This is a genomic window from Alterinioella sp. B-7, from assembly GCF_056857775.1.
On sequence record NZ_JBSXNT010000039.1, the window covers coordinates 363,994 to 390,121 of the forward strand.

28 protein-coding genes are annotated in these 26,128 nt (G+C 64.6%); 13 read left to right on the forward strand and 15 right to left on the reverse strand.

Annotation, left to right across the window (positions count from 1 at the left end; all coding sequences use genetic code 11):
- Positions 1-43: 43 nt before the first annotated feature.
- A complete protein-coding gene (locus AC13C7_RS16740; protein ID WP_172318424.1) occupies positions 44-319 on the reverse strand; it encodes a DUF4242 domain-containing protein in 276 nt (91 codons plus the stop codon).
- Between the two features lie 150 nt (positions 320-469).
- Between AC13C7_RS16740 and AC13C7_RS16745 the strand changes: the two genes are divergently transcribed.
- Positions 470-1,387, forward strand: coding sequence for a LysR family transcriptional regulator (locus AC13C7_RS16745; RefSeq protein ID WP_172318422.1), 918 nt, complete (start codon positions 470-472; stop codon positions 1,385-1,387).
- 97 nt (positions 1,388-1,484) lie between these two features.
- On the opposite strand, the gene AC13C7_RS16750 is transcribed toward AC13C7_RS16745, so the two are convergent.
- From AC13C7_RS16750 to ilvD, 4 genes are all read right to left on the reverse strand, one after another.
- The gene (locus AC13C7_RS16750) at positions 1,485-1,862 is read right to left on the reverse strand and encodes a hypothetical protein (protein WP_172318420.1); all 378 of its coding nucleotides are present in this window, start codon (positions 1,860-1,862) and stop codon (positions 1,485-1,487) included.
- Between the two features lie 13 nt (positions 1,863-1,875).
- On the reverse strand, positions 1,876-2,631 hold the full coding sequence (locus tag AC13C7_RS16755; RefSeq protein ID WP_172318418.1) for a DUF6478 family protein: 756 nt from the start codon (positions 2,629-2,631) through the stop codon (positions 1,876-1,878).
- Positions 2,632-2,688: 57 nt separating this feature from the next.
- Positions 2,689-3,423, reverse strand: coding sequence for a hypothetical protein (locus tag AC13C7_RS16760; RefSeq protein ID WP_172318416.1), 735 nt, complete (start codon positions 3,421-3,423; stop codon positions 2,689-2,691).
- 193 nt (positions 3,424-3,616) lie between these two features.
- Positions 3,617-5,380, reverse strand: a complete 1,764-nt coding sequence (gene ilvD / locus AC13C7_RS16765) for a dihydroxy-acid dehydratase (protein ID WP_482868144.1) — start codon at positions 5,378-5,380, stop codon at positions 3,617-3,619.
- Between the two features lie 231 nt (positions 5,381-5,611).
- Here ilvD and AC13C7_RS16770 point away from each other — a divergent pair, with 231 nt between their 5' ends.
- The 5 genes from AC13C7_RS16770 to AC13C7_RS16790 all read left to right on the forward strand — a co-directional run bounded on the left by AC13C7_RS16770 (position 5,612) and on the right by AC13C7_RS16790 (position 10,864).
- On the forward strand, positions 5,612-6,499 hold the full coding sequence (locus tag AC13C7_RS16770) for a CPBP family intramembrane glutamic endopeptidase (protein WP_482868145.1): 888 nt from the start codon (positions 5,612-5,614) through the stop codon (positions 6,497-6,499).
- A 69-nt stretch (positions 6,500-6,568) separates the two neighbouring features.
- The gene (gene accD, locus AC13C7_RS16775; RefSeq protein ID WP_446122083.1) at positions 6,569-7,501 is read left to right on the forward strand and encodes an acetyl-CoA carboxylase, carboxyltransferase subunit beta; all 933 of its coding nucleotides are present in this window, start codon (positions 6,569-6,571) and stop codon (positions 7,499-7,501) included.
- A 32-nt stretch (positions 7,502-7,533) separates the two neighbouring features.
- On the forward strand, positions 7,534-8,778 hold the full coding sequence (locus AC13C7_RS16780; RefSeq protein ID WP_446122094.1) for a bifunctional folylpolyglutamate synthase/dihydrofolate synthase: 1,245 nt from the start codon (positions 7,534-7,536) through the stop codon (positions 8,776-8,778).
- 182 nt (positions 8,779-8,960) lie between these two features.
- Positions 8,961-9,629 (forward strand): urease accessory protein UreH domain-containing protein, encoded by a 669-nt coding sequence (locus AC13C7_RS16785; RefSeq protein ID WP_482868146.1) that lies wholly within the window; start codon positions 8,961-8,963, stop codon positions 9,627-9,629.
- Complete coding sequence (locus AC13C7_RS16790) at positions 9,626-10,864, forward strand: MFS transporter (RefSeq protein WP_172318404.1); 1,239 nt, start codon at positions 9,626-9,628, stop codon at positions 10,862-10,864. The genes AC13C7_RS16785 and AC13C7_RS16790 overlap by 4 nt, the downstream gene beginning before the upstream one ends.
- Positions 10,865-11,075: 211 nt before the next feature.
- On the opposite strand, the gene AC13C7_RS16795 is transcribed toward AC13C7_RS16790, so the two are convergent.
- The 8 genes from AC13C7_RS16795 to AC13C7_RS16830 all read right to left on the reverse strand — a co-directional run bounded on the left by AC13C7_RS16795 (position 11,076) and on the right by AC13C7_RS16830 (position 19,864).
- Complete coding sequence (locus AC13C7_RS16795; RefSeq protein ID WP_482868147.1) at positions 11,076-12,116, reverse strand: lipocalin-like domain-containing protein; 1,041 nt, start codon at positions 12,114-12,116, stop codon at positions 11,076-11,078.
- Positions 12,106-14,502, reverse strand: a complete 2,397-nt coding sequence (locus AC13C7_RS16800; RefSeq protein ID WP_482868148.1) for an FtsX-like permease family protein — start codon at positions 14,500-14,502, stop codon at positions 12,106-12,108. Before AC13C7_RS16800 ends, AC13C7_RS16795 begins: the two co-directional genes overlap by 11 nt.
- A 1-nt stretch (position 14,503) precedes the next feature.
- Entirely contained in the window at positions 14,504-15,163 is a 660-nt protein-coding gene (locus AC13C7_RS16805) for an ABC transporter ATP-binding protein (protein ID WP_482868149.1), read from the reverse strand.
- A gap of 191 nt (positions 15,164-15,354) precedes the next feature.
- On the reverse strand, positions 15,355-16,443 hold the full coding sequence (gene zapE, locus AC13C7_RS16810; RefSeq protein ID WP_482868150.1) for a cell division protein ZapE: 1,089 nt from the start codon (positions 16,441-16,443) through the stop codon (positions 15,355-15,357).
- 45 nt (positions 16,444-16,488) lie between these two features.
- On the reverse strand, positions 16,489-17,409 hold the full coding sequence (locus AC13C7_RS16815; protein WP_482868151.1) for an alpha/beta fold hydrolase: 921 nt from the start codon (positions 17,407-17,409) through the stop codon (positions 16,489-16,491).
- Entirely contained in the window at positions 17,406-18,029 is a 624-nt protein-coding gene (locus AC13C7_RS16820; protein ID WP_482868152.1) for an HAD family hydrolase, read from the reverse strand. Before AC13C7_RS16820 ends, AC13C7_RS16815 begins: the two co-directional genes overlap by 4 nt.
- On the reverse strand, positions 18,026-18,865 hold the full coding sequence (gene fghA / locus AC13C7_RS16825) for an S-formylglutathione hydrolase (RefSeq protein WP_482868153.1): 840 nt from the start codon (positions 18,863-18,865) through the stop codon (positions 18,026-18,028). Before fghA ends, AC13C7_RS16820 begins: the two co-directional genes overlap by 4 nt.
- Positions 18,866-18,931: 66 nt before the next feature.
- Positions 18,932-19,864 carry an AEC family transporter gene (locus tag AC13C7_RS16830; protein WP_482868154.1) on the reverse strand — a complete coding sequence of 311 codons (933 nt, stop codon included), beginning with the start codon at positions 19,862-19,864 and terminating at the stop codon, positions 18,932-18,934.
- 109 nt (positions 19,865-19,973) lie between these two features.
- On the opposite strand from AC13C7_RS16830, the gene AC13C7_RS16835 reads away from it, so the two are divergent.
- Entirely contained in the window at positions 19,974-20,588 is a 615-nt protein-coding gene (locus tag AC13C7_RS16835) for a TetR/AcrR family transcriptional regulator (protein ID WP_446118130.1), read from the forward strand.
- Here the strand turns inward: AC13C7_RS16835 and AC13C7_RS16840 are convergent, their stop codons facing one another.
- Entirely contained in the window at positions 20,589-20,981 is a 393-nt protein-coding gene (locus AC13C7_RS16840; RefSeq protein WP_172318384.1) for a hypothetical protein, read from the reverse strand.
- Positions 20,982-21,042: 61 nt separating this feature from the next.
- A complete protein-coding gene (locus tag AC13C7_RS16845) occupies positions 21,043-22,155 on the reverse strand; it encodes an S-(hydroxymethyl)glutathione dehydrogenase/class III alcohol dehydrogenase (protein ID WP_172318382.1) in 1,113 nt (370 codons plus the stop codon).
- Positions 22,156-22,289: 134 nt separating this feature from the next.
- On the opposite strand from AC13C7_RS16845, the gene AC13C7_RS16850 reads away from it, so the two are divergent.
- The 6 genes from AC13C7_RS16850 to nusA all read left to right on the forward strand — a co-directional run bounded on the left by AC13C7_RS16850 (position 22,290) and on the right by nusA (position 26,126).
- Entirely contained in the window at positions 22,290-22,643 is a 354-nt protein-coding gene (locus AC13C7_RS16850; RefSeq protein ID WP_482868155.1) for an I78 family peptidase inhibitor, read from the forward strand.
- A 20-nt stretch (positions 22,644-22,663) separates the two neighbouring features.
- The gene (locus AC13C7_RS16855; protein WP_482868156.1) at positions 22,664-22,993 is read left to right on the forward strand and encodes an I78 family peptidase inhibitor; all 330 of its coding nucleotides are present in this window, start codon (positions 22,664-22,666) and stop codon (positions 22,991-22,993) included.
- Positions 22,994-23,020: 27 nt separating this feature from the next.
- Positions 23,021-23,311: a hypothetical protein gene (locus tag AC13C7_RS16860; protein ID WP_482868157.1), complete on the forward strand. Its 291-nt coding sequence runs from the start codon at positions 23,021-23,023 to the stop codon at positions 23,309-23,311.
- A 21-nt stretch (positions 23,312-23,332) separates the two neighbouring features.
- Positions 23,333-23,791 carry a hypothetical protein gene (locus AC13C7_RS16865; RefSeq protein WP_482868158.1) on the forward strand — a complete coding sequence of 153 codons (459 nt, stop codon included), beginning with the start codon at positions 23,333-23,335 and terminating at the stop codon, positions 23,789-23,791.
- A 119-nt stretch (positions 23,792-23,910) separates the two neighbouring features.
- The gene (rimP, locus tag AC13C7_RS16870) at positions 23,911-24,498 is read left to right on the forward strand and encodes a ribosome maturation factor RimP (protein ID WP_172318374.1); all 588 of its coding nucleotides are present in this window, start codon (positions 23,911-23,913) and stop codon (positions 24,496-24,498) included.
- A gap of 5 nt (positions 24,499-24,503) precedes the next feature.
- A complete protein-coding gene (gene nusA / locus AC13C7_RS16875; protein ID WP_482868159.1) occupies positions 24,504-26,126 on the forward strand; it encodes a transcription termination factor NusA in 1,623 nt (540 codons plus the stop codon).
- Positions 26,127-26,128 lie beyond the last annotated feature (2 nt).

Here is a 26,128-nt window from a genome sequence, read left to right on the forward strand (position 1 = left end):
CCATTGATAAACGGTCGCCGGTATTCTTGATGCCAACTGAGATTCAGTTGTTGGCGGTCAACGGATCAATGATCTGAGAAATCTTGGTGACCTTGGATACGGGGATTCCGCTCAGCTCCGCATGCCTGCTGATTTCTTCCTCACTCTTGGCAAGGTAGACGCAGAAGGTTTTTTCTCCTGCGACATAGGAGTGCTGCCACTGAATGCCAGGGCCGATGGTCTCCAGTGCCTGGTTTGACGCCCGGGCGGCACCGCAAAGTTCGGTCAGGGAAAACTCGCCGATGCCAGGGATGTCGCGTTCGATGATATAACGGTCCATTTACTGATTTCCTTTGATGCTTCAAATGCTGTCGTTCCATGACTCTGCATGGCCATCGGCCAATCTCAAAACTCAATTTTCTTTATACCGGTAAAGGTTTTTTACAATAATCAGCTTTGATATTTTGCGAGCTAAAGGTATTCTTTACTTATGGTCGCCTTAACGCATCTCAGATCCTTACAGGCCGTCGAGCTCGCCATCCGAAAGGGGTCGTTGAAGGCTGCGGCGGACACGCTTGGTATCACACCTGCAGCCGTCGGGCAGCGTGTCAGAACGCTTGAAGACTACCTGGGGTCCGATCTCTTGTTGAGAGGGCGTTCGGGATTGCAACCGACGCCGCAGCTTGAACACGCTCTTGCTGACTTGCAGATGGCGTTTGCCGCACTCGAACGGGTGACAGATGCGCTCGACTTCCAACGTGTCAGCGAAATACAGATGGTCGCAGACCCGGATTGGGCCGAACTCTGGCTGGCACCGCGTATCGGCGCCTTCCGTGCCGAACATCCAAACATCCTGTTCTGCATAAACGGGGCTGGAGATGTCCCTTTGAGGTTGGGTGCGCCCGATATACGTATCGACTACGGAGAAGGCGCTGGCGAGCCCCTGTTTACCGACGTCTTGTTGCCCGTAACCGGCCCCGACAATCCGCGCCGTATTGCAGATTGGGACCCGGTCCTGCAGATGGAGGGGATGCCGCTACTGCACCTCAAAGGACAGCGGGATAGCATTAATCACCCTGGATGGGTCGAGTGGTTTCAGAGGTTTGGCCATCGCGAACGTGGCCCGGATCGCGGGGTCCATTATCCAAATGCCCGGGTCGCGTTGGAGGCGGTGCGCCAGAACGTGGGATTTCTGGTGTGCGGCTTGTCTCTGGTCTTGAACGATCTGGAAGACGGAACCATCGTCCACCCGTTCCCGGTGTCCCAACACCTTGCAGCGCCGCATCCCTACAGGCTCAAGCTTCGTCCTGATGCTGCAAAGAGACCCCAGGTACAAAGGTTTGCCGCATGGCTACGCAGCATGGCCAGCGAGACACGCAGTGAAATCCAGCGATTGGGTAGCCTGTAGGTCAGACAGGGCCATCAACAGATATTGGTCCGGACTGCATTATGCCCCTTCTCGGCAAGGTCGGAGCCTACACAGGACCTCCCCCATCACCGATCCGTCAATCCGCCCCCGTCTCCACGCAATGCCGCCGGAACGCGCGCTTCAACAGCTCCAGCTCCTCCCGCAATTGCACGATCTCGGCGCGGATGTCGTGTTCCAGCGGCTCACCGGCCAGGATCGTGATGCGGTCCAGCACCTCGTTGTCAGCGGCGCTGCGCAAGTTCACCGTCTGCACCCCGTCCGACAGGACCGAGGTGGGCAGGTCGAGCCCCACCAGGTGATGGCCCGGATGGCTCTCCATCTCGCTGACCTCGACGCCGCCCAAGACGCGGTCCAGATGCACCGCCTCGATCACCGGCGGCGTGCCGGAACAGGCCAGCACGCCCTCGTAGCGGCCAGCGGTCAGGCGGGTGCGGGTCAGGGTGATCTCGGCCATCTCGTGCCCTCCTTCAGATATCGGCGCGCGGGGCGCGGGTCAGGGTCAGGTCGCGCAGAAGGACCTGGTTCATGCCGGGATTGTCAAAGATCAGGTCGATCCAGATCTTCTCGACCCGCTTTTCGTTGATGTTGGAATAGGCCAGGTCGAACTCGGCCAGCCCGCGGGTCTCGACGAACTCCACCTGCCGCACGATCTGTTCCGTATTCGGCCCGTGCTGCACGTTGAGCCGCGCATAGACCTCGATCGGGTTTTCCCGCGCCATGTCGCAGCGCAGGGTGATGAAATGGTTGCGGGTCAACTGCCGGATCGCCGGATCGGGCAAGGTCAGCACCAGCGACAGGAACGAGCCGTCGAAGCGGTAGACATCCACCTGCGTGGCATAGCCCGCCGCATCCTCGGGCCGGGCGTTGCGGATCTGGCGCAGGCAGATCTCGGACTGCGCGCAATCGTGAAACAGCGTCACATTGTCCGACAGCTTGTGGGGGCTGTCCGCCGCCACGGTGCCGACGGTCCCGCAAGGCTCGCACCAGGGTGCGGGCCGCCAGGCCCAATCGCATTGGTCGGGGCGCAGGATGCCGCTTTGCGGATCGGGGATCAGCGCCGCCTCGGCAGCATTGGTCAGCTTGTCCAGCCGCACCCGCAAGGCCCGCGCCGTGGCGGTCAGGTCGACCAGTTCCTCGGCGTTCATCCCAGGCACCCTATCGGCCAGCGCGGTCCATTTCCGGATCGACCTGCGCAGCATCCGCTTTTCGATGAACCCGCTCATTCCCGTCATGCCCCCGTTACGGCCCCGTACCCTGGCCGGGTTTATCCCGCCCTTTCGTTAACGCCCCATTATTCTCCGAAACAATCCGACATTCCAGAGTGTTCCGGCGCCGCGCTGCCGTGGGGCCGGAGGCTCCGCCACTTCCGCTGCTGCGGGCAGGGCCTCGACCGGGTCGGCGACGGCCACGGAATTCGCGTCAATCACCGCGTTCGTATAGTCCTGCAACGTGGCCAGCGCCGCCTCGCTTTCGATCGGCGTCTCGATGGTTTCGAGCACCGTCAGCGTGGCGATCCGGTTGCCAACATCGAGGTAGGAGCGCCAGTATTCCGCGCTCACATCCTCGACCTCCCCGGCGCTGCTGTCGCGTGCGCGCAGGAAATAGATGTCACCCTGGTGAAAGCTGTCGAGGATCTCGACCGTCCCGGCATCGCCGTTGCGGCTCAGCAATTCGCGGCCCTCCTCGGACTGAAAGAACTGGTCCAGTTCGGGGATCGTCTCGCGCAAGCTCTGCGGCGGGTCGGGTTGCGAGACCGAGGCCGTCAGAACCGCCGGAACCTCCGGTTGCGCTTCGGACCGGCGGTTGGCAATGACGGCGCAATTGCCAAGCAGGACAAAGGCCGTGGCACCCCGGTCATTGGTCGAGCTTGGGTCGACACAGAAGCCCTGCGGCCCGGTGATGATGACCTGGTCGGTTGTGACGGCTACCTCGCGCGCGGGCGGCGGGCCCGGATCGGGGCGCAGGCCACGCAGAGGCCCCGCGCCGCCGCAGGCCGTGAGAAGCAGAGTGGACACAAGCGCAATCCGTGCCATCGGCGACCCGCGGGGTGGCGATCCGCCGGTGGTATTGACCAATTTATGCCTGCCAAGTCCGAACCTCCTCGGAGCGCAGGGCAAACCTCCCAGTATCGCCGCCCCGTGCGGGCGGGTCGGCGATGGCGCGGCGGCCTGCGGCCTTATTCCGCGCCGCGGCACCAATGAACCGCTTCTAGAGGTCCATATAGACATGCCGCTCCTCTTTGGCGCCGGGATGGGTGACCGCCCCATAGCGCGCCGACCCCACAAGCTGCGCGTATTTCCACAATGCGCCCGAGGCATAGTTGGTCTCTTTCGGCCCGGTCCACTCCGCCTTGCGGGCCTCAAGCTCCTCGGCCGTCAAATCGACCGACAGCTCGCCCGTCTGCGCGTTGATCGTGATCACGTCGCCGTTTCGCAGCAGCGCGATCGGCCCGCCATGCGCCGCTTCCGGCCCGACATGGCCGACGCAGAAGCCGCGCGTGGCACCCGAGAACCGCCCATCGGTGATCAGCGCCACCTTCTTGCCCATGCCCTGACCGGACAGCGCCGCCGTGGTCGCCAGCATCTCGCGCATGCCGGGGCCACCTGCCGGGCCCTCGTTGCGGATGACGATGACCTCGCCCTCCTCATAGGTGCGCGCCTTGACGGCGGCAAAGGCCTCCTCTTCGCTTTCAAAAACCCGTGCGGGGCCGGTAAAGACCTGCTGTTCGGCGCTCATGCCCGCGACCTTGACGATGGCCCCGTCGGGCGCAAGATTGCCTTTCAGGCCGACAACCCCGCCGGTCCTGGTCAGCGGTGTCGCAATGGGATAGATCACGCGGCCATCGGCCTCACGCTCGACCCGGTCCAGTTCCTCGCCCATTTCTCTGCCGCTCGCAGTCATGCAATCCTCGTGCATCAGCCCCGCCTTGCGCAATTCCTTCATCACGACCGGCACGCCGCCCGCCTCGTAGAGGTCTTTCGCCACATATTGTCCGCCCGGTTTCAGATCGACGAAATAGGGCGTGTCTCGGAAGATGTCGCAGACATCCTCGAGGAAAAAGTCGATCCCCGCCTCATGCGCCATCGCGGGCAGGTGCAGACCGGCATTGGTCGAGCCACCGGTGCAGGCCACGACGCGCGCCGCGTTCTCGAACGCCTTGCGGGTGCAGATGTCGCGGGCGCGGATGTTGCGCTCGATGAGGTTCATGACGGCGGCCCCCGACGCCGCCCCGTATTCGGCGCGCGATTCAAACGGCGCGGGCATGCCGGAAGAGTTGAACAGCGCCAGCCCGATCGCCTCGGAGACGCAGGCCATGGTGTTGGCGGTGAACTGCCCGCCACAGGCCCCGGCGGAGGGGCAGGCGACCCGCTCCAGAACCGCCAACTGCGCTTCCGAGACATCACCCGCCTGGTAGCGGCCCACCGCCTCGAACATGTCCTGCACGGTCAGGTCGCGGGTGGCGAAATCTTCCGGCACATCCGCGCCCTCGGGCACCTTGCCCGGCAGGATCGAGCCGCCATAGAGGAACACCGAGGGCGTGTTCAGCCGGATCATCGCCATCATCATCCCCGGCAGGGACTTGTCGCAGCCCGCAAGCCCCACCAGCGCGTCATAGCAATGGCCGCGCATGGTCAGCTCGACCGTGTCGGCGATCGCCTCGCGGCTGGCCAGGGACGACCGCATCCCCTCATGCCCCATGGCGATGCCGTCGGTGACGGTGATGGTGGTGAACTCGCGCGGGGTGCCGCCTGCGCCCAGCACGCCGGTCTTGACCGATTGCGCCTGCCAGTTGAGCGCGATGTTGCAGGGCGCGGCTTCGTTCCAGCAGGTGGCGACGCCGACAAAGGGCTGGTCGATCTGTTCCTCGGTCAAATCCATCGCGTAGAAATACGACCGGTGCGGTGCGCGTTCCGGACCCTCGGTGACATGGCGGCTCGGCAGGCGGGACTTGTCGGTCTTGTTCTTCAGCATCGGTGTGGCTCCTCGGGTCGCATTTCGTGGCTCGGTCGAGGAATAGAACGCGAGGGAAACCCGCACAAGCGCGATTGCCGCCCCGGCGCGGGCAGGTTACAGCACTTTGCGTTTCATCTGAAAACAGACATATCGCAATGCGCGTTCGACCGTAGGCAGAGGCAGCGCATTTCGATTCAATTCAAACGCAAAGTGCTTTAGGCTGACAAAAAAGAACAGGCATTCGAGCTGATGACCACAAAAGCGCATGACGCATTCATCGCCCCGGCGCGGGCGCGGCCTCAGCTTTGGCGGCTGATCGTCGGGCTGATCCTTGTCGGGGTCACGTCCATCGCCTGGTTCTTCACCGTGGTGGGGGTGATCTACCTTGTGTCGGGCAGCGGCGGCCCGGAATGGGTGGCGCGGATGGCTCGCGCCGATACGCCCACATCGACGCTGCTGGTGCTGTCGATGCTTTTCGGGCTCGGTCTCGGCGCGATGCTGGCGGCGCGGCTCCTGCACGGGCGCGGCCCCGACACGCTTCTTGGCCGCCGCCGCCGGGTGATCCGCCATTTCGCCTGGGCCACCGGGGTCTGCGCCGCCGTCCTCATCGTCTCGACCCTCATCCCCTATGGCTACCAGCCCCTTCCCGGCCTAGACCTCAACCTGTGGTTGTCCTTCCTGCCCCTCGCCCTGGTCGCGATCCTGTTCCAGTCCGGGGCCGAGGAACTCCTCTTCCGGGGCTACATCCAGCAGCAGCTTGCCGCCCGGTTCAACAGCCCCCTGGTCTGGATGCTGATCCCCTCGCTCCTCTTCGGGGCGGCCCATTTCGACCCCAACAATCCGCCGGTCCTGGCCTGGATGATTGTGGCGGCGGCGGGCGTCTTCGGCCTCTGCGCCGCCGACCTGACGGCGCGCACCGGCTCCATCGGGGCCGCCTGGGGCTTTCACTTCGCCAACAATGTCGCGGCGATCCTGATCGTGGCGCTGAATGGCAACCTCTCCGGCTTGGCGCTCTATGTGACGCCCTTCGGGCCGCAGGACGCCGAGATCCTGCAACCGCTGATCCTGCGCGACATCGCCACGACCGTGGTGATCTACGCCGCGATCAGGATGGCCCTTTCGCGCCGCGCTGCCTAAGCGTCAATTGCATTTCCCGGCATCGCGCCTTATCTGGACCAAACGACCAAAGGAAGCGTCAGGCAGACCATGAACTGGATCACCAATTACGTCCGCCCCCGGATCAACTCGCTGTTCTCGCGCCGCGAGGTGCCCGAGAACCTGTGGACCAAATGCGACGAATGCGGCTCGATGCTGTTCCACCGGGAACTGTCCGAGAACCTGAACGTCTGCACCAATTGCGACCACCACATGGCCCTGACCCCGCGCGACCGGTTCACCGCGCTTTTCGACAATGGTGTCTTCTCCGAGGTGCAGGTTCCCGTCCCCGTCGCCGACCCGCTGCATTTCCGCGACCAGAAGAAATATCCCGACCGGATGCGCGCCGCCCAGCGCAACACCGGCGAGGCCGAGGCCATGCTGGTCGCAGAGGGTGAGGTCGGGCGCACCCGCATTGTCGCCGCGGCGCAGGATTTCAGCTTCATGGGCGGCTCCATGGGGATGTTCGTCGGCAACGCCATCATCGCCGCCGCCGAGCGCGCGGTGGAGCGAAAGCTGCCGCTGGTTCTTTTTTCCGCCGCCGGTGGCGCCCGGATGCAGGAGGGGATCCTGTCGCTGATGCAGATGCCCCGCGCCACGGTTGCGATCCAGATGCTGCGCGAGGCGGGCCTGCCATACATCGTCGTGCTGACCCACCCGACCACGGGCGGCGTCACCGCCTCCTACGCGATGCTCGGCGATGTGCAGATCGCCGAACCCAATGCGCTGATCTGCTTCGCCGGTCCCCGCGTCATCGAACAGACCATCCGCGAGACCCTGCCCGAGGGCTTCCAGCGCTCCGAATACCTGCTGGATCACGGCATGCTGGACCGGGTGACTCACCGCAAGGACATGAAGGACGAGCTTGTCTCGATCCTGCGGATGCTGACCCATCAACCGCCCCCGGTGCGCGGCGACCTGCCCGCGCCCGAGGATGAGGCGGCGGCGATTGTCCCTCCGAAAGACGCGGCTGAGAACCCGTGACCGAGGCGCGCTCCGACATCCTCCTTGACCGGATGATGACGCTTCACCCCAAGATCATCGACCTGACGCTGGACCGGATGCACCGGCTTCTGGCCCAGCTGGATCATCCCGAACGCCGCCTGCCGCCGGTCATCCATGCCGCCGGGACCAATGGCAAGGGCTCGACGCTCGCCATGATCCGCGCCGGGCTGGAGGGCGCGGGCCACAGCACCCATGTCTACACCTCGCCGCACCTGGCCCGGTTTCACGAACGCATCCGGCTGGCCGGGGAGCTGATCGACGAGGAGGTGCTCAGCGATTTCCTCGATGAATGTCTGGCCGCGAACGGGCCCGACAGTATCACCTATTTCGAGATCACGACCTGCGCCGCGTTTCTGGCCTTCGCCCGCATCAAGGCCGATTTCACCTTGCTGGAGACTGGTTTGGGCGGTCGGCTGGACGCCACCAACGTGGTCGATCAACCGCGCCTGACGGTGATCACCCGCATCGACCTGGACCATGAGCAATACCTGGGCGACACCATCGCCCGCATCGCCTTCGAGAAGGCCGGGATCCTCAAGCGCGGCGTGCCCTGCGTGGTCGGTCCGCAGCATGACGACGCGATGCAGGTGATCGAGGCGCAGGCGGCCCGCCTTGGCGTGCCCCTGATCGCGCAAGGCCAGCACTGGCATGTCTGGGAGGAACGCGGGCGGCTGGTCTACCAGGACGAAACCGGGCTGCTTGACCTGCCGATGCCGATCCTTGTCGGCGCGCACCAGGTCCAGAACGCGGGCACCGCCATCGCCGCCCTGCGCCACCTGGGCAAGGACGAGGCGGCCTGCGAGGCGGCGCTCACCAACGCGGTCTGGCCCGCCCGGATGCAGCGCCTCAAGGCCGGGCCGCTGGTCGACCTGGCCGAGGCGGCGGGGTCCGAGCTCTGGCTCGATGGCGGTCACAACCCGGCGGCGGCGGCGGCGGTCGTCGAATCGCTCTCGCGCCTGCCGCCGCGCCCGACGCATATGATCTGCGGGATGCTGAACACCAAGGACACGGGCGGTTTCATGCGCCCCCTGGCCGGGGTGGCCGAAAGCCTGCACGCCGTCTCGATCCCCGGTATCTCCGCGACGCTCACGGCGGAGGAAACCGTCGCCCATGCCCGCGCCGCGGGGCTTGACGCCGAACCCGCCGAGGATGTCGCCAGCGCCCTGCGCGCGATCCTGTCCAAATCCCCCGGCGCACGGGTGCTGATCTGCGGCTCGCTCTACCTCGCGGGCGTCGTCCTGCAATCCAACCGGTAGGGCGGCGGCGCTCCCTGCGATACGGCTGTCACATGGACGGGCAACCGCCACGGGCCGGTTTGCGTCCGAATCGAAAAAACTCTTCGATGCAGCCAAGGTCAGTTCACGGAAGAGTTGCTTGACCTTCCTGCGGACGGAAGGTCTAGCATCGCGCTCCGAGTTCAACGAATTTCAAGGCGCCTATGGAGATCACCTATCAGACGCTGCTGCTTGCATTCGGCCTCGGGCTACTCGGTTTTGTCGAACCCTGCACCATCGGCGCGCATATGCTGTTTCTGGGCGGCCAGAGAACCCGCCCGATGGGTCAACGGATCAGCGCGGCTTTGATCTTTCTACTGGCGCGACTCGTCGTGATGGGCGGGTTTGGCGGCTTGATCGTCGTGCTGGGCCAGCGCCTCATCGACGTTCAAACCGGCGCGTGGCTGGCGTTTGGCGCGATTTATCTGGGCCTCGGGTTTGCGATCCTCGCGGGGTGGGACAAGATGATGCGCCACCGCATCGGGTTGGCGCCCGAAAGATGGAAGGTCGCCTCCAACCCGCTGCTTCAGGGGTTGGCCTTCGGCCTGAACATTCCCGCCTGCGCCGCGCCGGTCCTTTTCGGGCTTATCGGCACCGCGACCGTCAGCGGCTCGGCCACGACCGGTTTCCTGATGATGGCGGTCTTTGCCCTGGCACTGTCGCTTCCACTCCTGCCGCTCTCCATCGCGCCCGGCCTTGCCCGGCCCCTTGACCGGCTTGCGGACTGGTTGCGGCCACGTCGCTGGCTGCTGGGCATGATCTTTGTCGGGCTGGGTGTCTGGTCGGTCTGGTTTGGCCTCTTCGTGGACCCCCTGGACTGGAGCGGGACGTGACCCCCCGCCGCCGCTTCTGGCACGTCGCGGGCGCGGGCACCGCATTCCAGGCCGGTTCGGCGGCGGTGGACAGTGCAACGGTCATGTCGGCGCTGGTCTTCCAACTGACCGGCAGCGCTGTCGCCGTGGGGGCCGTTTCCACGATCCTGCGCCTCGGCTGGCTCTTGCCGCAACTCTTCGTCGGCTATTTTGCCGGTCGCGGTGCGTCCTCCATGCCGTTCTATGTCCTGGGCGCGTTTGGACGAACGGCGGCCATTGCCCTGCTCGCGATCGCCCTCTGGGTCGGCGCAAATCTCGGCTGGAGCTACGCCGCGCTCGGTGCGGTGACACTTGTGCTGTGGGTGCTTTATGCGTTCCTCAGCGGGATCGTCGGCGTTCCCTACAACGACATCGTCGCCCGGTCGGTTCCGTCTGACCGGCGGAGCCGGATGCTTTCAATCCGCTTCTTCGGGGGAGGGGTCGTTGCCCTTCTTGTCGCCGCGCTGGCGGATAATCTGCTCCGGACGCTCGATTTCCCGATCTCCTATGCCGCGGTGCTTGGGATTGCGGCGTGCCTGATGTTGCTCTCGTCCTTCATCTTCACCGCGATGGGTGAGCCCGCACAAACGACGCCCGCCAAAGCGGCGGCAAGCTTCACCGCCTATCTGCGAGAGGGGGCCGTGACGTTTCGGGACGATCCGGTGTTCCGCCGCTTCGTCTTTGCGCAATGGTGCGGCGGCGCGGTTCTCATTGCCGCTCCGTTCTTCATCGTCGCGGCCAACGGGCTTGGGGTGGGTCTGGAGAACGTGGCGCTTCTGCTCGGTGCCCAGACCGCAGGCGCGCTTGCGGGAAATCCGCTATGGGGCTGGTGGGGCGACAGCCGGGGCAAGTTGAGCCTGATGCGCGGGATCGCCATTGCCCGCACGGCCCCGCCGATCGCGCTTCTCGCTCTTCTGCTGCTGCCCGTGCCGCCGGAGGCAGCCATGCCGATCCTGCTGGCCGTATTCTTCGGTCTCGGCGCATTGGCGAACGGCCTGACGATTGCGGTCATCGGATTGCTGATGGAAATATCGCCGGACGACCGGCGCCCCGCCTATAGCGGGTATTTCAACGCGCTGACGGCACCTGCGTTCGTTCTGCCGCTTGTCGGGGGTTTCGCCGTCGCCGCCCTGGGGACATGGATCGTATTCGCAGCCGCGCTCGCTGCCGCGCTCGGTCAGATCGCGTTCCTTCTGCGCATCGACGTCGGGGAATGAAGAAGATCGACAGGGCCGCTCGGCTATCGGGATGAAAAGCGGGCCCACGGCCAGTTTCTGGAAATTCCGGGGCAGCAAACAGGCGAGGCGATCCGCGAGCTTCTCCCGTCACGCCCAGCGCACAACTCCCGCCCCTTGCCCTCATCTCTGTGCGCAAATCGGTATGAACGGGGGGTGCATCGAGGGGTGTACGCAGGGTGCACGGCGCTTTTCAGTAGCCCGTCATCTCCAGATAGCCCCGCCCCTCGTGGCTGCCGCTGAAGGAAATCGGCCCCTCCCAATAGGCGAAACTCAGGTCCATCCAGGCCCCGGGGTTGAGCGGCGTGGTCACGATATCCACCCCCCTCTCCGGCAGTTCAACGCGCCAGGAAACCGGCACCTCGCGCCCCGCAACCTCGGCCCAGTCCAGCGCCTCCATCCGCAGTTCCCCATCGCCATAAGGCGTCACCGTGCCATCGGGGTCTATCCATGTGGCAGAGGTGAAAACAGTCTCTAAACCGCGCAAACCGAACCCCATCAGCCGCGCGCCATCGGCGAATTGCAGCGAGAACCAGTCCCAACCTTCCTGGTCCGCCGCCAAGGGCTGCGACGACCATTCCCGGTCCAGCCAGCCATTGCCGGTGACCTCCACATCCCCCTCCGGCAAGGTCAGGGTTCCGGTCACGCGGTAGAAGGGCTGCGAGTAGTAATGGCTCGCCTGCCCCTGCGGCGATTTCACCGAATAGCCGTCCTGCCCATGAAAGATGATCGGCCCGTCGGCGGTCAGGTCGAGGTCATAGGAAAAATCCATCCCCCGCGCGAAGAGGGAAAGCTGTTGCAAATCAAGCCCTTCCCCCCGCATCACCCAATCGTCGATGAAGGCCGTGAAGGGCTCCGCCACCACCCCCGCCTGCCCGATTCCGCCCCGCGCGAAGCGCTCGGAACGGTAATGCGTCTCCGCTGTCGTCAGCCCCGCATGGCCCAGATAAACCTGGCCCCCGTCCCATCCCTCAGCCTCCTCCGGGCGCAGGGCGGACCGGAACAGCGTCCATTGCACGCCGAACGCGCGCCCATCCTCGGCCTCCAGCGTCGCGGTCAGATACCACCATTCGATGCGGAAATCGGGGTGTGCGCCGTGATCCTGCGGGAAGGTGATGTCATAATCCGGGTCGGGGATTGAAAACCCCTGCGCCTCGGTGCCCAGGCCCGCAAACCCCTGTGTTAGAGCCTGATTTGCCCAGAAGATTGCCAGCAGAAAGACCCTAACGTTCATTGGAGAACACCTTTAGCAATTGCGCTGGCGGAAGCCGCAGCAACCGCAATGCAGGCAATGCCGCCGCGATGGTCGAGGACAGCATCGCATAGCCCAGAAGCCGCGCGTAGTCGGCGGGGAACAACATCATTGGCAACCGCCAGCCGAACGCCTCCACGTTGACGATGGCGAGCAGCACCCAGGCCAGCGCCAGCCCCACCGGCAGCGCGATGACCCAGGTGACGGCGACGATGCCAAGCGTGCGGATCAACTCGGTCCGCGCCAGCCGCGCCCGCGTCTGCCCAAGCGCCCAGATCGGCGCGACCTGCGGCAGGCGCATGTTTGCAAGGGTCAGAAGGCTCGCCAACAGGGCAAAGCCGGCCACCGCAAGGGTCAGGACATTGAGCGCGCCGGTCACGCGGAAGGTCTGGTCGAAGACACGCAGAGCCACCGCCTTCTGGCTGGCCTGGTCACGGATATGGCCCTGCGGCAGATCAAAGCGCGCCAACACCGATTGCCGCAGCGCCTCCACATCCGCATCCCCGGTGCGAAAGGCGGATCGGGTCTGGTCCGTGTCGGGAAAGGTCTGCTCCAGCAGGTCCAGCGAAATCATCGCCTGCCCGTTCGGGTTGCCGTAATCGGAGTAGATCGCAGCAACCGGGAGTGTCAGATCACGATGCAGCGTCACGCGGTCGCCCAGATCCAGCCCCGACCGGCGCGCGAGTTGCTCGTTGATCAGCAGTCCGGTGCCGTCCGCGAGCCTATCCCATGGGTCGGAAACAGTCTCTAACAAAGGCCAATACTCGTGATAGGTGTCATCGTCCACGATGCCGAAGACGGTTGCGGGTAGCCCGTCGATCCGGGTCTCAGCCATGGCAATCGGCAGGACGGAAGCCACCTGGGGCGCGAGGAAGTCGCGGATTGCGTCGGCCTGATCCTCGTCCTGCGCAGCGATGTAGAGCTCCGACACAAGCCTCTGATCCAGCCAGCCCGTGAAGGTCAGCCGGAACGAGCCGACCATTGTGGAGACGCCGATATTGGCGGCCAGCGCCAGCAGCAGCGCCATCAATGCCAATGACAGGCCGGGCAGCAATTGCCGCGTATCGGCCAGCACCCATTCGCCATAGGCGGAGCGGATCGGGCGTTCTGCAAAGCGCAGGACCACGACGACCACACCGGGCAGAAGCAACGCCGCCCCGATCAGCAGCGCCCCGAGGCTGAGGAACCCGATGGCCAGCGATCCGCCGATCCCCGCCAGGGCCGCGCTGATCACCAGCAGGACCGCGCCCACCCCGGCCTGCCGCCGCGTCGCGCGGGCCGAGCGCATCGACCACGCTCGCGGTTGCGCCGGGGCCAGAAGCGGCATGGTGATGAGGTGCCAGAAGGATTGCGCCGACGAGACCCAGGTGCCAAGCACCGCGATGGCAAGCCCGAGGAGGGCCCAGACCGGTCGGAAGGCCAGTGTGCCGCTGATCTGTGCGCCGTAGAGATTATGCAGCGTTCCCGCGACATCCGGCAGCAACGCCGCCGCGATCACATAGCCAAGGATCACGCCCGCGCTGCCTGCGACCAGCGCGATCAGCGTGACCTCGAAGGCGAGTGCGGTAATCAGGCGGCTGAGCGGCACGCCGATGGCGCGCAGGGTGCGGAACACGGCCCGCCGCTGCTCGAACGCAAGCCCTATGGAGGCGTGAACGATGAAGAGGCCGACCGCGAATGAGAGAAACCCGAAGGCGGTCAGGTTGAGGTGAAAACTGTCGGTCAGGCGCGAGAGATCCTGCTCGCCAGCCGGGGCTTCCCGCCGGAGATCGGTGAGAGTCGAGAGGGGCGGCAGACCGTCGGGTTGCGTGGGCACCAGGGTGAGGAAGGAGAGGGTGTTCCGCTCCAGCAGCCGCGCGGCGGTGCCGATATCGGTCAGCATCAGGCCGGGGGCAATGGCGTCAGAGGTGATGATAGCGGGGAAATCGGGGGGCGCCGCCGGGGCGCTATCAGGGGCGACGAAGACCAGACCGGGGCGCCCGAGGAAGGCGGGCGCATCAGCGGTGGTTTCAAACGCGCCTTGGGGTATCGCACCCGTTGGCGCGGTCAGGGGATCGACCCCGATGACCCGCCATGTGGTGCCGGAGAGGGCAAGCTCGCCCTCCATCACCGGAGACACCAGCCAGCCCGCGCGGCGCAGGGAAACATAGTCTGCAACAGGGATTTCGGCCCCGTCGGGAGAGACCAGCCGTTCGCCCTGTCCGGCCCCGAGCGTGCTGGCGGCGCGGGCGTAGCTCTGCCGCGCCTCCTCGTTGATCGCCTGCACCCCGGACCAGAGCGCGGTGGCCAGCGCGAGACCCAGAACAAGCGTTGCCAATTGGCCGGGGTGGCGGCGCCAGTGCGAGAAAAGCGTCTCTAACACGGGCATATCAGCGGATTTCCAACAGGCCGTGACGCAGGTGGACGCGGCGCGCGAACCCTTCCGCCAACCGCCGCGAATGGGTCGCCATGACCAGCGCCGCGCCCGTTTCGGTGACCAGTTCGTGCATCAAGGCCATGACCGCATCGCCGGTTGCCTCATCCAGGTTTCCGGTCGGCTCATCGGCCAGCACAAGGCGGGGACCGGCAACCAGGGTGCGCCCGATGGCGACGCGCTGTTGCTGGCCACCCGACAGCTGTTCGGGATAGCGATGCTCCAACCCGGCCAGGCCAAGCCGGTCGGTCAGGCGCGCCACGCGCTCCGGGTCGTGCCTGCCCGCCAGCCGCGCCTGAAGCGCCAGGTTCTGCGCCACGGTCAGGGACGGAACCAGGTTGAATTGCTGGAACACCAGCCCGATGCGGCTGCGGCGGACCTTGGCCCGATCGGCGTCGGAAAGGGACAAGAGATCCCGCCCCTCAAAGGTGATCTTTCCGCCCTGCGCATCATCCAGCCCCGCCATCAGGTGCAGAAGGGTCGATTTGCCCGAGCCGCTTTCGCCGGTCAGGGCGAGGGTGTCGCCTTCCTTCACGCTCAAGGACACGCCACGCAAGACCGGGACCGGGCCGTCGGCGGTGTCGAAGCTTTTTTCGAGGGATGTGATGTCCAGCACGGGGGGGGATGCTCGCCTTTGCGGATATGCGTGTAAGGTCGGTCGATCCGCCTCGGTGTCAAGTTGACCGCGACGGGGCGCGACATGCAAGGTTGGATCAGGGCGGACATCGTGGCGATCATCCCCGCCGCGCTGACCGAATCCCGTGCGCCTAGCCTGAGCCGACCATAATCTGCCCGGCGAAGGATCGCCTAGTCTTTCGCCCAATCCGCGCTCTGCATCTCGCGCAGGCGCGATGCGGTGCGTTCGAACTCGAAACTGCCGGTGCCCTCGTCATAGAGCCGTTCCGGCGTCTCTTCGGCCGAGATGATAAGCTGCGTCTTCGCCTCGTAAAGCGCGTCGATCAGGGTGACGAAACGCTTGGCCTCGTTGAAGCGGGACTTGTCCAGTTTCGGTACGTTTTCCAGCACCAGCAGCTTTACTGCACCGGCCAGCGCGAGGTAATCGGCGGGGCCGAGCGGACGGCCACAGAGATCGTCGAACCCGATCCGTGCCATCCCGGCCCAGTAATTCGGCAGATGCACCTCGCGTTTCTTGATCTCCAGCACCAATTCCTCGCTCTTGCCGCCCGTCAAATCCATCCAGATCTCGTCAATCGCGGCCTTCGCGGCATCGTCTGCGGGGTGGAAATAGGTCTGCGCACCCGAAAGGCGATCCTGCCGGTAGTCGGTCAGGGCCGCGATTTCATGCACTGTCAGCGTCTCGTTCAGGAGCTCGATGAAGGGCAGGAAAAGCTGCCGGTTGAGACCATCCTTGTAAAGATCATCCGGCGGGCGGTTCGAGGTCGCAACCACGACCACCCCGGCCTGAAACAGCATCTCGAACAGGCGCCCGACGATCATCGCGTCGGTGATGTCGGTGATCTGCATCTCGTCGAAGCACAGCAGGCGCAGGTTCCTGGCCACCGCATCGGCGACAGGCTTCAGCGCATCATCCATCCCGGTCTTGCGCGCCTCATGCAGGCCGGACTGAATCTCCTGCATGAAAGCGTGGAAATGCACCCGGCGTTTCTCGGCAATCCCGGCATGGGCATAGAACAGGTCCATCAGCATCGACTTGCCGCGCCCGACGCCGCCCCACAGGTAGACGCCGCGAATACCCTCGGGGATGGTCGGTTTGAAGAAGCGGCCAAGCAGGCCCTTGGGCGGCGCGACGGGGCGGTCCTCCAGCGTCTCGCGCAGCTCTTCCAGCACCAGCAGAACCTCGCGCTGGCCGGGATCGGGGCGCAGAAGCCCCTCGGCCACGCGGGTGTCGTAGATTGCCTGAAGATGCTGTCCCATGCCGGTCTTGGTAACGCGAAGCGCGGGGGCCGCGCCACCGGAATTCTAGAGATTGTCCTCGATCGCCTCGGCGACACTGGCGGGATGCGTGTAGGGAAGCCCGTGGTCGGCCCCGTCAAGCTCGACCTGCATCGCCTTGCGGTTGACCTGCGCCAGACGACCCATGGCCGAGATCGGGATCGCGCCATCCTCGGTCCCCCAGATCGCCAGCACCGGCAGCCCCGCCGCGGCGATGGCGCGATGGGTAGCGGATTGATCCTCGGCCAGGATACCGCGGGCCGAGGAGAGCATGGCCGCCAGCGTGCCGGATTTCCCGACCTCCTGGCACATCCTGGCCACGATGTCCCGCGCGGCAGGGTCGGTATAGGGCGGATCGGCATAGGTCGAGAGGAAGACGCGCGCGCCGAACACCTCTTGCAGCCAGTCGCCCAATAGGGGGGCCTTGCGGGTGAAATTGGCCAGCGGGCTGATGTTGAACTCCAACCCTGCGGGGGCCAGCAGTACCAGCGCCTCGACCCTTTCGGGGCTGCGCGCGGCAAAGGCCGAGGCAATGGCGCCGCCCATGGAGTAGCCCATCAGGGTAATCTTGCCGGTGATCCCCTCGGCCTCAAGCAACTGGTCCAGATGGCGCAGGAAGAACCCGGCGTTCTGGCGGCCCATGACACGATCCGAATGACCGCGCCCGAAATGGTCATAGGTGATGACGCGGTAGCCCATGTCGGTGAGGTAGGGCAGGAGCGGATCGAACACATAGGACGGGGTCGAAAGGCCGTGAATACAGACCATGACCGGGCCATCCTCGGGCCCGTGGCGGGTGACATGGGTGGTGCCCATCTTGAGCGGCACCAGGTCGCCCGGCACCTGATCGCGGAATTCCTGCACGCCGGGGCGACGGAACCTGGCCAACAGGTAGGTGCCGCCAAAGAGGATCAGCAGGAGGATGACGATAATCAAAACCCCGGTCATGCGCGCGCCTCCGCCTCGGTCAGCAGCCCTTCGGACACCAGCCGCGCGGCCCATGCCTCCGGTCCGTCGAAAAGATGTGTCTGCCAGCCGCGTGTTTCGGCGGCCTCGATATTCTCGGCCCGATCATCAGTGAACAGCAGGTGCTTGGGCGCAAGGCCGCTATCGGTTTCGACATGGGCGTAGATCGCAGGGTCCGGCTTGGACAGGCGCAGGTGGCCCGAGATATAGGGACGGTCGAAATCGCGCAGGAACGGGTAATGCTCCTGCGCCAGGGCAAAGCTCTCGACTCCGAAATTCGACAGGGCAAAGACGGGGATGTCCTTGGACTGAAGCGCGCGCATCAGGTGCAGCGAGTGCGGAATGACCGGCGTGGCAAGCTCCAGCCAGCGGTCGTGCCACATGCGGATTTCGTCTCGATACTCGGGGTAGCCCTCGGCGGTCTCGTAGATCACGTCGCGGAAATTCTCGCCCAGGTCGACGCGGTCATTCATGCCGTGCAGATCGACGGCCCCGAACATGGCGCGGCGGCGATCCTCGCCGATTTCGGCATCGTAGAACCGCTCCGGCTGCCATTCGATCAGGACGTTGCCGATATCGAGGACAACCGCGCGGATGGTCATTCGGCCACCCCGTAAAGCGCCTCGGCATGAAAGTTGATGTGATCTTCCATGAAGGTCGAGATGAAGAAATAGCTGTGATCGTAGCCCGGTTGCAGGCGTAGCGTGGCGTGTTGGCGGCGCGCGGCGATGGCTTGCGCCAGGGCCTCGGTCTTGAGAAGGTCGCCGAACTGGTCCGCCGTGCCGGTGTCGATCAGGATGGGGCCGGGAAAGCCCGCCTGCCGCATCAGGTGGGTGGCGTCATGGGCGGCCCAATCGGCCTCATCCCCCGCCAGATAGGCGGCGAACTGCTTGCGGCCCCAATCGCTGTCGGTCGGGTTGCAGATGGGTGCGAAGGCCGAGACGCTGGCAAAACGGTCGGGCAGCGTCATGGCGATGGTCAGCGCGCCATGCCCGCCCATGGAATGCCCGGTGATGGCCTGGCGGCCCTCATCCAGCGCAAAATGCCCGAAGACGGCGGCGGGCAGATCCTCGGTGATGTAGTCCCACATCTGGAAATGCTCGGCCCAGGGGTCTTGCGTGGCGTTGATGTAGAAGCCCGCGCCCTGCCCAAGATCAAAGGCCTCGTCATCCGGCACGCCGTCGCCGCGCGGGCTGGTATCGGGGAAGACCAGCGCGATGCCCTGTTCGGCGGCCCAAAGTTGCGCGCCTGCCTTCACCATGGCGTTCTCATGCGTGCAGGTCAGGCCCGACAGGAACCACAGGACCGGTACGGGCAGGTCCGCGGCCTCCTGCGGCAGGAACAGGCCAAAGGTCATGTCGGTCCCGGTGGCCTTGCTGGCATGGCGATAGACGCCCTGGGTGCCGCCGAATGCGCGGTTCTCGGACAGGGTTTCCATGGGATGGGCCTCCTTCATAGCGGTTTAGCCAATGGCCTAACCCGCAGGCGCCGCCCCGGCAAGCCGTCACAGAAGCGGGGTGACCCAGGCGATGACCAGCGACACGCTCAGGATCGAGACCATGGTCGAGATCAGGATCGAGGCCGAGACACGTTGCGGCGCGACGCCGTAATGCTGCGCCAGGATATAGACATTGCCCGCCACCGGCAGCGAGGCCGCCGCGATCATCACGCCCGCGTCGAACGCCGGAACGGGAAACAGGATCAGCGCGGCAAAGGCGACGGCGGCGGGGTGCAGCACCAGCTTGCAGAAGCTGAGCCAGCCCGCGACCGACATGCGTTCCGCCGATTTGCCCGCCAGCGACGCGCCGATGGCAAAAAGCGCGCCGGGCGTGGCGGCGGCCCCCAGGATGGTGAGGAACTCATTCGCCACATCGGGGATCGGGATCGAGAGGCCCGAGAACGCCAGCCCGAGGCTGATCGCCACGATCATCGGGTTCCTGATCAGGCCAAGCCCCACCGTCCGGAAAATCGCCAGCGACATCCGCCCGTCGCGCGACCCCGTGATCAGGATCGTGATGAGGCTGGAGAACACGACAAGATCGACCGCCAGCACCATCAGGACCGGGCCCGCCGCGGCCTCGCCCATCAGCACGACCAGCATCGGCACGCCCAGAAAGCCGGTATTGCCGATTACCGCGCATTGCGCCTCGACCGCGGCCTCGGCAATGCCGATCCGGCGGATCATCGCGACCATGGTGGCCAGCAGGTAGACCACGCCGGAGCCCCAGAGATAGGCGGCCACGAACCACCAGTTGAAGATTTCCGAGATCGACAGGTTGGCGGAGAAGTTGAACAGCATCGCCGAAAGGGCGAAGTAGAAGACGAATTTTGTCAGGTAGGCCGTCGCCTCGGGCGTGAAGAACCCCGTGCGCCCGGCCTGAAACCCGAGCGCGATCAATCCGAAGAAGGGAAGGGTTTTCAGGAAGATCTCGACCATTTGGCAAAGGGCTATGGCATCCGCGCGAGGCTGTCCAGCGGCCAGATCGCTTGCCGAACTGAACCGATCGGTTTAATATCCGGGTTGGACGAGACGAGGGGGTCACGACGTGAACGCACCTGTGCGCAAGGGCCGGAAATACGACCAGGTTCTGGAAGGGGCCCGGTCCGTCTTCATGCGCGAGGGGTTCGAAGGCGCCAGCGTGGACCAGATCGCCCGCGATGCCCACGTGTCCAAGGCCACTCTCTACAGTTACTTCCCCGACAAGCAGTCCCTCTTCCTGGCCGTCATCACGCATGATTGCGAGATGCAGGCGCGCGGCGCGATGTCCGCCGATATCGTGCAGAAACCGGTGCCCGAGGCGCTCTATGCCATTGCCCATTCCTTCGTGTCGTTCTTCCTGACCGGGTTTGCGTTGCAGATGTTCCGGCTTTGCGTCGCGGAATCCATGCGCTTTCCTGAGCTCGGGCGCGCCTTCTATGAGACCGGGCCGCAGAACGCGCAGAACCAGATCATCGCCTATCTGGAAACCCCGCGGGCGCGGGCGGAGCTGGAGATCGAGGACAGCTATGTTGCCGCCGATCAGCTGCTGCAAATGTGCCGGACGGATCTCTTGCTGAAGCGGCTCTTCGGCGTCGTCGGTGACGCGTCCGAGGACGAGATCGACCGCATCAGCCGCGAAGCGGTCGCGACCTTCCTGGCCCGATACCAGCGCAGGCCCTGACTACTTGCCGCTATCACCGGCCGGTGCCCCGGCCATCTGCTGATCCCAAAGCTCCTCCAACCGGTCGGCCACGGATTCGCGGGCGTCATTGTCGCTGTCGGAGTTGAAGACGATAAGGAAGGGCGCGACCAGCCCGGCCTCGATCGGACAGATGAACAGGGCATCGACAACCTCGCCGCGCATGTCGTAGCCGCCGATGGTCCATTCGCTGCGCCCGGTGAAACCGTCGCCGCCATAGGCCATGCGGTAGGCATCCACCGTCGCTTCGGCCATTCGCATACATTCGTCGCGATCTTCCATCGACCCCAGGTCGGCAATGGTCCAGCCCTCGGCCCCCGCCGCCCCGGCAGAAAGCGCCAGGGCAATCCCGGCGGAAATCAGCGGCTTTCTCATTTCAAACTACCCTCCCCGGAATGAATCGGGTGCCGGACCGGGTCGGGCCCGGCACCGTCCGTCAGTATACCACAACCGCGCGGATCGATTCGCCTTTGTGCATCAGGTCAAAGCCTTCGTTGATCTCATCGAGGCTAAGGATATGGGTGATCATCGGGTCGATCTCGATCTTGCCGTCCATGTACCAATCGACGATCCCCGGCACCTCGGTGCGCCCGCGCGCGCCGCCGAATGCGGTGCCTTTCCAGGTGCGCCCGGTGACAAGCTGGAAGGGCCGGGTGGAAATCTCGGCCCCGGCGGGGGCAACCCCGATGATCACCGATGTGCCCCATCCCTTGTGGCAGGCCTCAAGCGCGGCCCGCATCACCTGCACATTGCCGGTCGCGTCAAAGGTGTAATCGGCTCCGCCGCCGGTCAGCTCCACCAGATGCGCGACCAGGTCGCCCTCGACCTCTGAGGGGTTGACGAAATCGGTCATGCCGAATTCTTCGGCCATCTTGCGCTTGTCCTCGTTCAGGTCGACACCGACGATCTGATCGGCCCCCGCCATGCGCAGACCCTGCACGACGTTGAGACCGATGCCGCCGAGACCGAAGACAATCGCGGTGCTGCCGATCTCGACCTTGGCGGTGTTGATCACCGCGCCGATGCCGGTGGTCACGCCGCAGCCGATATAGCAGATCTTGTCGAAAGGCGCGTCGTCGCGGACCTTGGCCAGCGCGATCTCGGGCACCACGGTGTGGTTGGCGAAGGTCGAGCAGCCCATATAGTGGTGGATCGGCGTGCCATCCAGCATCGAGAATCGCGTCGTGCCATCGGGCATCAGCCCTTTGCCCTGCGTTTCACGGATCGACTGGCAGAGGTTGGTTTTCGGGTTCAGGCAGTATTCGCATTCGCGACATTCGGGCGTGTAGAGCGGAATCACGTGATCGCCCGGTTTCAGAGAGGTGACGCCGGGCCCGACCTCCAGCACCACGCCCGCGCCCTCGTGGCCGAGAATGGCGGGGAATATGCCCTCGGGATCGGCGCCCGAGCGGGTGAATTCATCGGTGTGGCAAAGGCCGGTGGCCTTGATCTCGACCAGAACCTCGCCCTCCTTCGGGCCTTCGAGGTTCACTTCCATGATTTCCAGCGGTTTTCCGGCTTCCAAAGCCACGGCGGCACGGGTGCGCATGATTGTCCCTTTCCTGATGCTTGCTTGGGTCAAGCCTGTGCCAAAAGCGGTGGCTTTTCAATGGTGGTGATGGTGAGGGTTGTACCGAATCTCTATATGTGTATATTGAACACTAATTAGAGGAGACACCCAATATGAAACGCCTTATTCTTGCCGCAGCCCTTGCCCTGACCGCCGCCCCGATGGCCAGCGCACAATTCATTGCCACACCGGGTCAGTTCATGCCCACCCCCGATGCCAACACGCACCCGGTCATCGGCGTCGGTGGCTGGACCGGCATCCCCCAGCCCCCCCGGAACGATGGTTGCGGTGCCGGTTCCATGCAGTCCTATGTCGGGCAGCCCCTGTCCTATGCCTATGCGACCGATGCCGCCATGAATGCCCGCATCCTGCGCCCCGGCATGATCACCAACATGATGTATGACGCGCAGCGGCTGAATTTCCACGTCGATTCAGGCGACACGATCACCCGCATCGCCTGCGGCTAAGGCAGAAGGATCTTCCAGCCATGAAACGCCATATGCTCGCCACCGCCCTTGCCCTGACCGCCGCGCCGATGGCCAGTGCAGAAATCTTCATCACGCCCATAGCCCCTGAGCTTCCACCGGCAATCGCCTCTGAGCCGGTCGGTTGGGGTAACGATCCAAGCCAGCCCTGCGGGGCGAACTGGCTGCAAGGAATGGTTGGTCAACCCCTGTCCTATGCCTATGCGACCGATGCCGCGATGAACGCCCGCATCTTGCGGCCCGACGCGGTCGTGACGATGGACTACATCCCGCATCGCCTGAACTTCCATGTCGATAAGGCCGATATGATTTCGCGCATCGCCTGCGGCTGAACGCACGCCATTCAAGGAGACCCCGATATGAAACGCCACACCCTTGCCGCCACGCTTGCCCTGATCGCCGCCCCGGCCCTGGCCGATAGCGACCCGCAGCCTCCTGCCATGTTCCTGACGGCCGAGCCCGCCGCCGATACCTGCCATGCCGGTGCGCTGGCCTATCTGATCGGTGTCCCCGCCGAGAATGTCGACGGGCTGGAACAGATGGGCCGCGTCTCGTCCCCGCACTCAATAGGCACGACGAATTATCTGCCAAGCCGCCGGAACATCGGTGTCGATGAAAACGGCATCATCACCGGCGTGACCTGCGGCTGACCCGAAAAAGAGACCATAGACATGAAACATCTTCTCATCCTCACCGCCCTGGCCCTGCTGACAGCAGGGGCCGCACAGGCCAATCGCATCATCCAACCCTATTGTGGCGAAGGCAGCGCCTGCCAGGCAGCGATGGAAAACACCGCAAACCCGTACTATGCCGCCCTGAGCGCCAATGATGCCGGGCCAAGTTGGGAACTGGGCCCTGTCAGCCCAATTGCCGACTCGGTCGCCGTGTGTGCCGCCACCGAAGGCTGCGACCCGGTCCTCGGCACCCCGGTTGTGGTTGGTAACGACTGTTCGCTGTCTGAACCTGAGAGCTTCCTTGGCCATGAAATCTCGATCCTCGCGGACTATCCCGACCTGTGGGTGCGCGTCTTTGACCCTGATCATTTGGTCGGGACGACGGATTACTGGCCCGGGCGGATCAACCTGACCACCGATGCGGATGGGGTGATTGTCACCGCCGGTTGCGGATGACTTGCGCCCGGCGCTGATTCCCCCTATATCCCCCTCAACAGCGGCGCGTCGGCCTCCACCCCCGACGCTCCACCGGGAACTATCAACGGGCCGCGCGCCCGTTTTTTTGTGTTGGACCCATGTCAGACCTGATCGCCAAGACCGCCATCGACAAACGCCTCGCCGAGATCGTCACCCCCGTCATCGAAGGGTTGGGGTTCGAACTGGTGCGCCTGCGCCTGATGAGCGGCAAGACCAAGACATTGCAGATCATGGCCGAGCGCCCCGATGGCAGCATCGACGTCGACGATTGCGGCCAGATTTCCACCGCCGTCTCGGCGCTGATGGATGTCGAGGACCCGATCGAGGACAATTACGCGCTTGAGGTCTCCAGCCCCGGCATCGACCGGCCCCTGACCCGGCTCAAGGATTTCGATACCTGGCAAGGCTACGAGGCCAAGCTGGAAACCACCGAACTGATTGACGGGCGCCGCCGCTTCAAGGGCGAGCTGGCGGGCGTCGAGGGCGATGAAGTGCTGGTCAACCTGCCCGAGGGCGGCGAGACAGTGACGGTCGGGCTGCAATTCGACTGGCTCAGCGATGCCAAGCTGGTGCTGACCGAGGACCTGATCAGTGAAATGCTGCGCCAACGCAAGGCGGCGGGACTTATTGACGAAACCCAATTCGACGAGATCGAAACAGAGATGCCTGACCGGGCGGAGGACTGAAGACAATGGCAATCACGTCTGCAAACCAGCTGGAACTGCTGCAAACCGCCGAGGCGGTGGCCCGCGAGAAGATGATCGACCCCGGCCTCGTGGTCGAGGCGATGGAGGAAAGCCTCGCGCGGGCCGCCAAGTCGCGCTACGGGTCCGAGCTGGATATCCGCGTCCATATCGACCGCAAGACTGGTCGCGCCACCTTTACGCGCGTGCGCACCGTGGTCGAGGAGGTGGAGAATCACTTCACCGAATTGAGCGTGAAGGAAGCGCAGGAATTCAAGGAAGGCGCGGTTGTCGGCGATGAGATCGTCGACGAGGTTCCTCCCGTGGAAATGGGCCGGATCGCCGCGCAATCGGCCAAGCAGGTGATCCTGCAAAAGGTGCGTGAGGCCGAGCGTGACCGCCAGTACGAGGAATTCAAGGACCGCGCCGGCACGATCATCAACGGCCAGGTCAAGCGCGAGGAATATGGCAATGTCATCGTCGACATTGGCCGGGGCGAGGCCGTGCTGCGCCGCAACGAGAAGATCGGCCGCGAAAGCTATCGCCCCAATGACCGCATCCGCGTCTATATCAAGGATGTGCGCCGCGAGCCGCGCGGACCGCAGATCTTCCTCAGCCGCACCGCGCCGGAATTCATGGCCGAGCTGTTCAAGATGGAAGTGCCCGAGATTTATGACGGAATCATCGAGATCAAGGCCGTCGCGCGCGACCCCGGCAGCCGCGCCAAGATCGCCGTGATCTCCTATGACAACGCCATCGACCCCGTCGGCGCCTGTGTGGGCATGCGCGGCAGCCGTGTGCAGGCCGTGGTCAACGAGCTTCAGGGCGAAAAGATCGACATCATCCCGTGGAACGAGGATGCGCCGACCTTCCTTGTGAACGCGCTGCAGCCCGCCGAGGTCTCCAAGGTGGTTCTGGACGAGGATGCGGGCAAGATCGAAGTGGTCGTGCCGGATGACCAGCTGAGCCTTGCGATTGGCCGCCGTGGTCAGAACGTGCGCCTGGCCAGCCAGCTGACCGGGCTCGACATCGACATCCTGACCGAGGACGAGGAAAGCGCCCGCCGCCAGGCCGAGTTCGCCGAGCGTACGCAGATCTTCATGGACAACCTCGACCTCGACGAATTCTTCGCGCAGCTTCTGGTTTCCGAGGGCTTCACCTCGCTGGAGGAGGTCGCCTATGTCGAGCAGGACGAGTTGCTGGTCATCGACGGTGTCGACGAGGACACCGCGCAGGAATTGCAGGCCCGTGCCCGCGACTACCTGGAAGAGCAGAACAAGAAGGCTTTGGAACGTGCCAAGGAGTTGGGCGTTGAGCAGAGCCTCATTGATTTCGAAGGGCTGACCCCCCAGATGTTGGAGGCATTGGGCGAGGACGGCGTCAAGACGCTGGACGATTTCGCCACCTGCGCCGATTGGGAACTGGCCGGCGGCTGGACCACGGTGGACGGGCAGCGCGTCAAGGATGACGGGCTGCTTGAGAAATTCGATGTCAGCCTGGAAGAAGCGCAGAACATGGTGATGACCGCGCGCCTGCAACTGGGGTGGGTGACCATCGAGGAACTGGAAGAACGCGCCGCAGCCGAGGCGGAAGCCGAAGCCGCCGCCGCAGAAGAGGAGGCCGGAGCCTGATC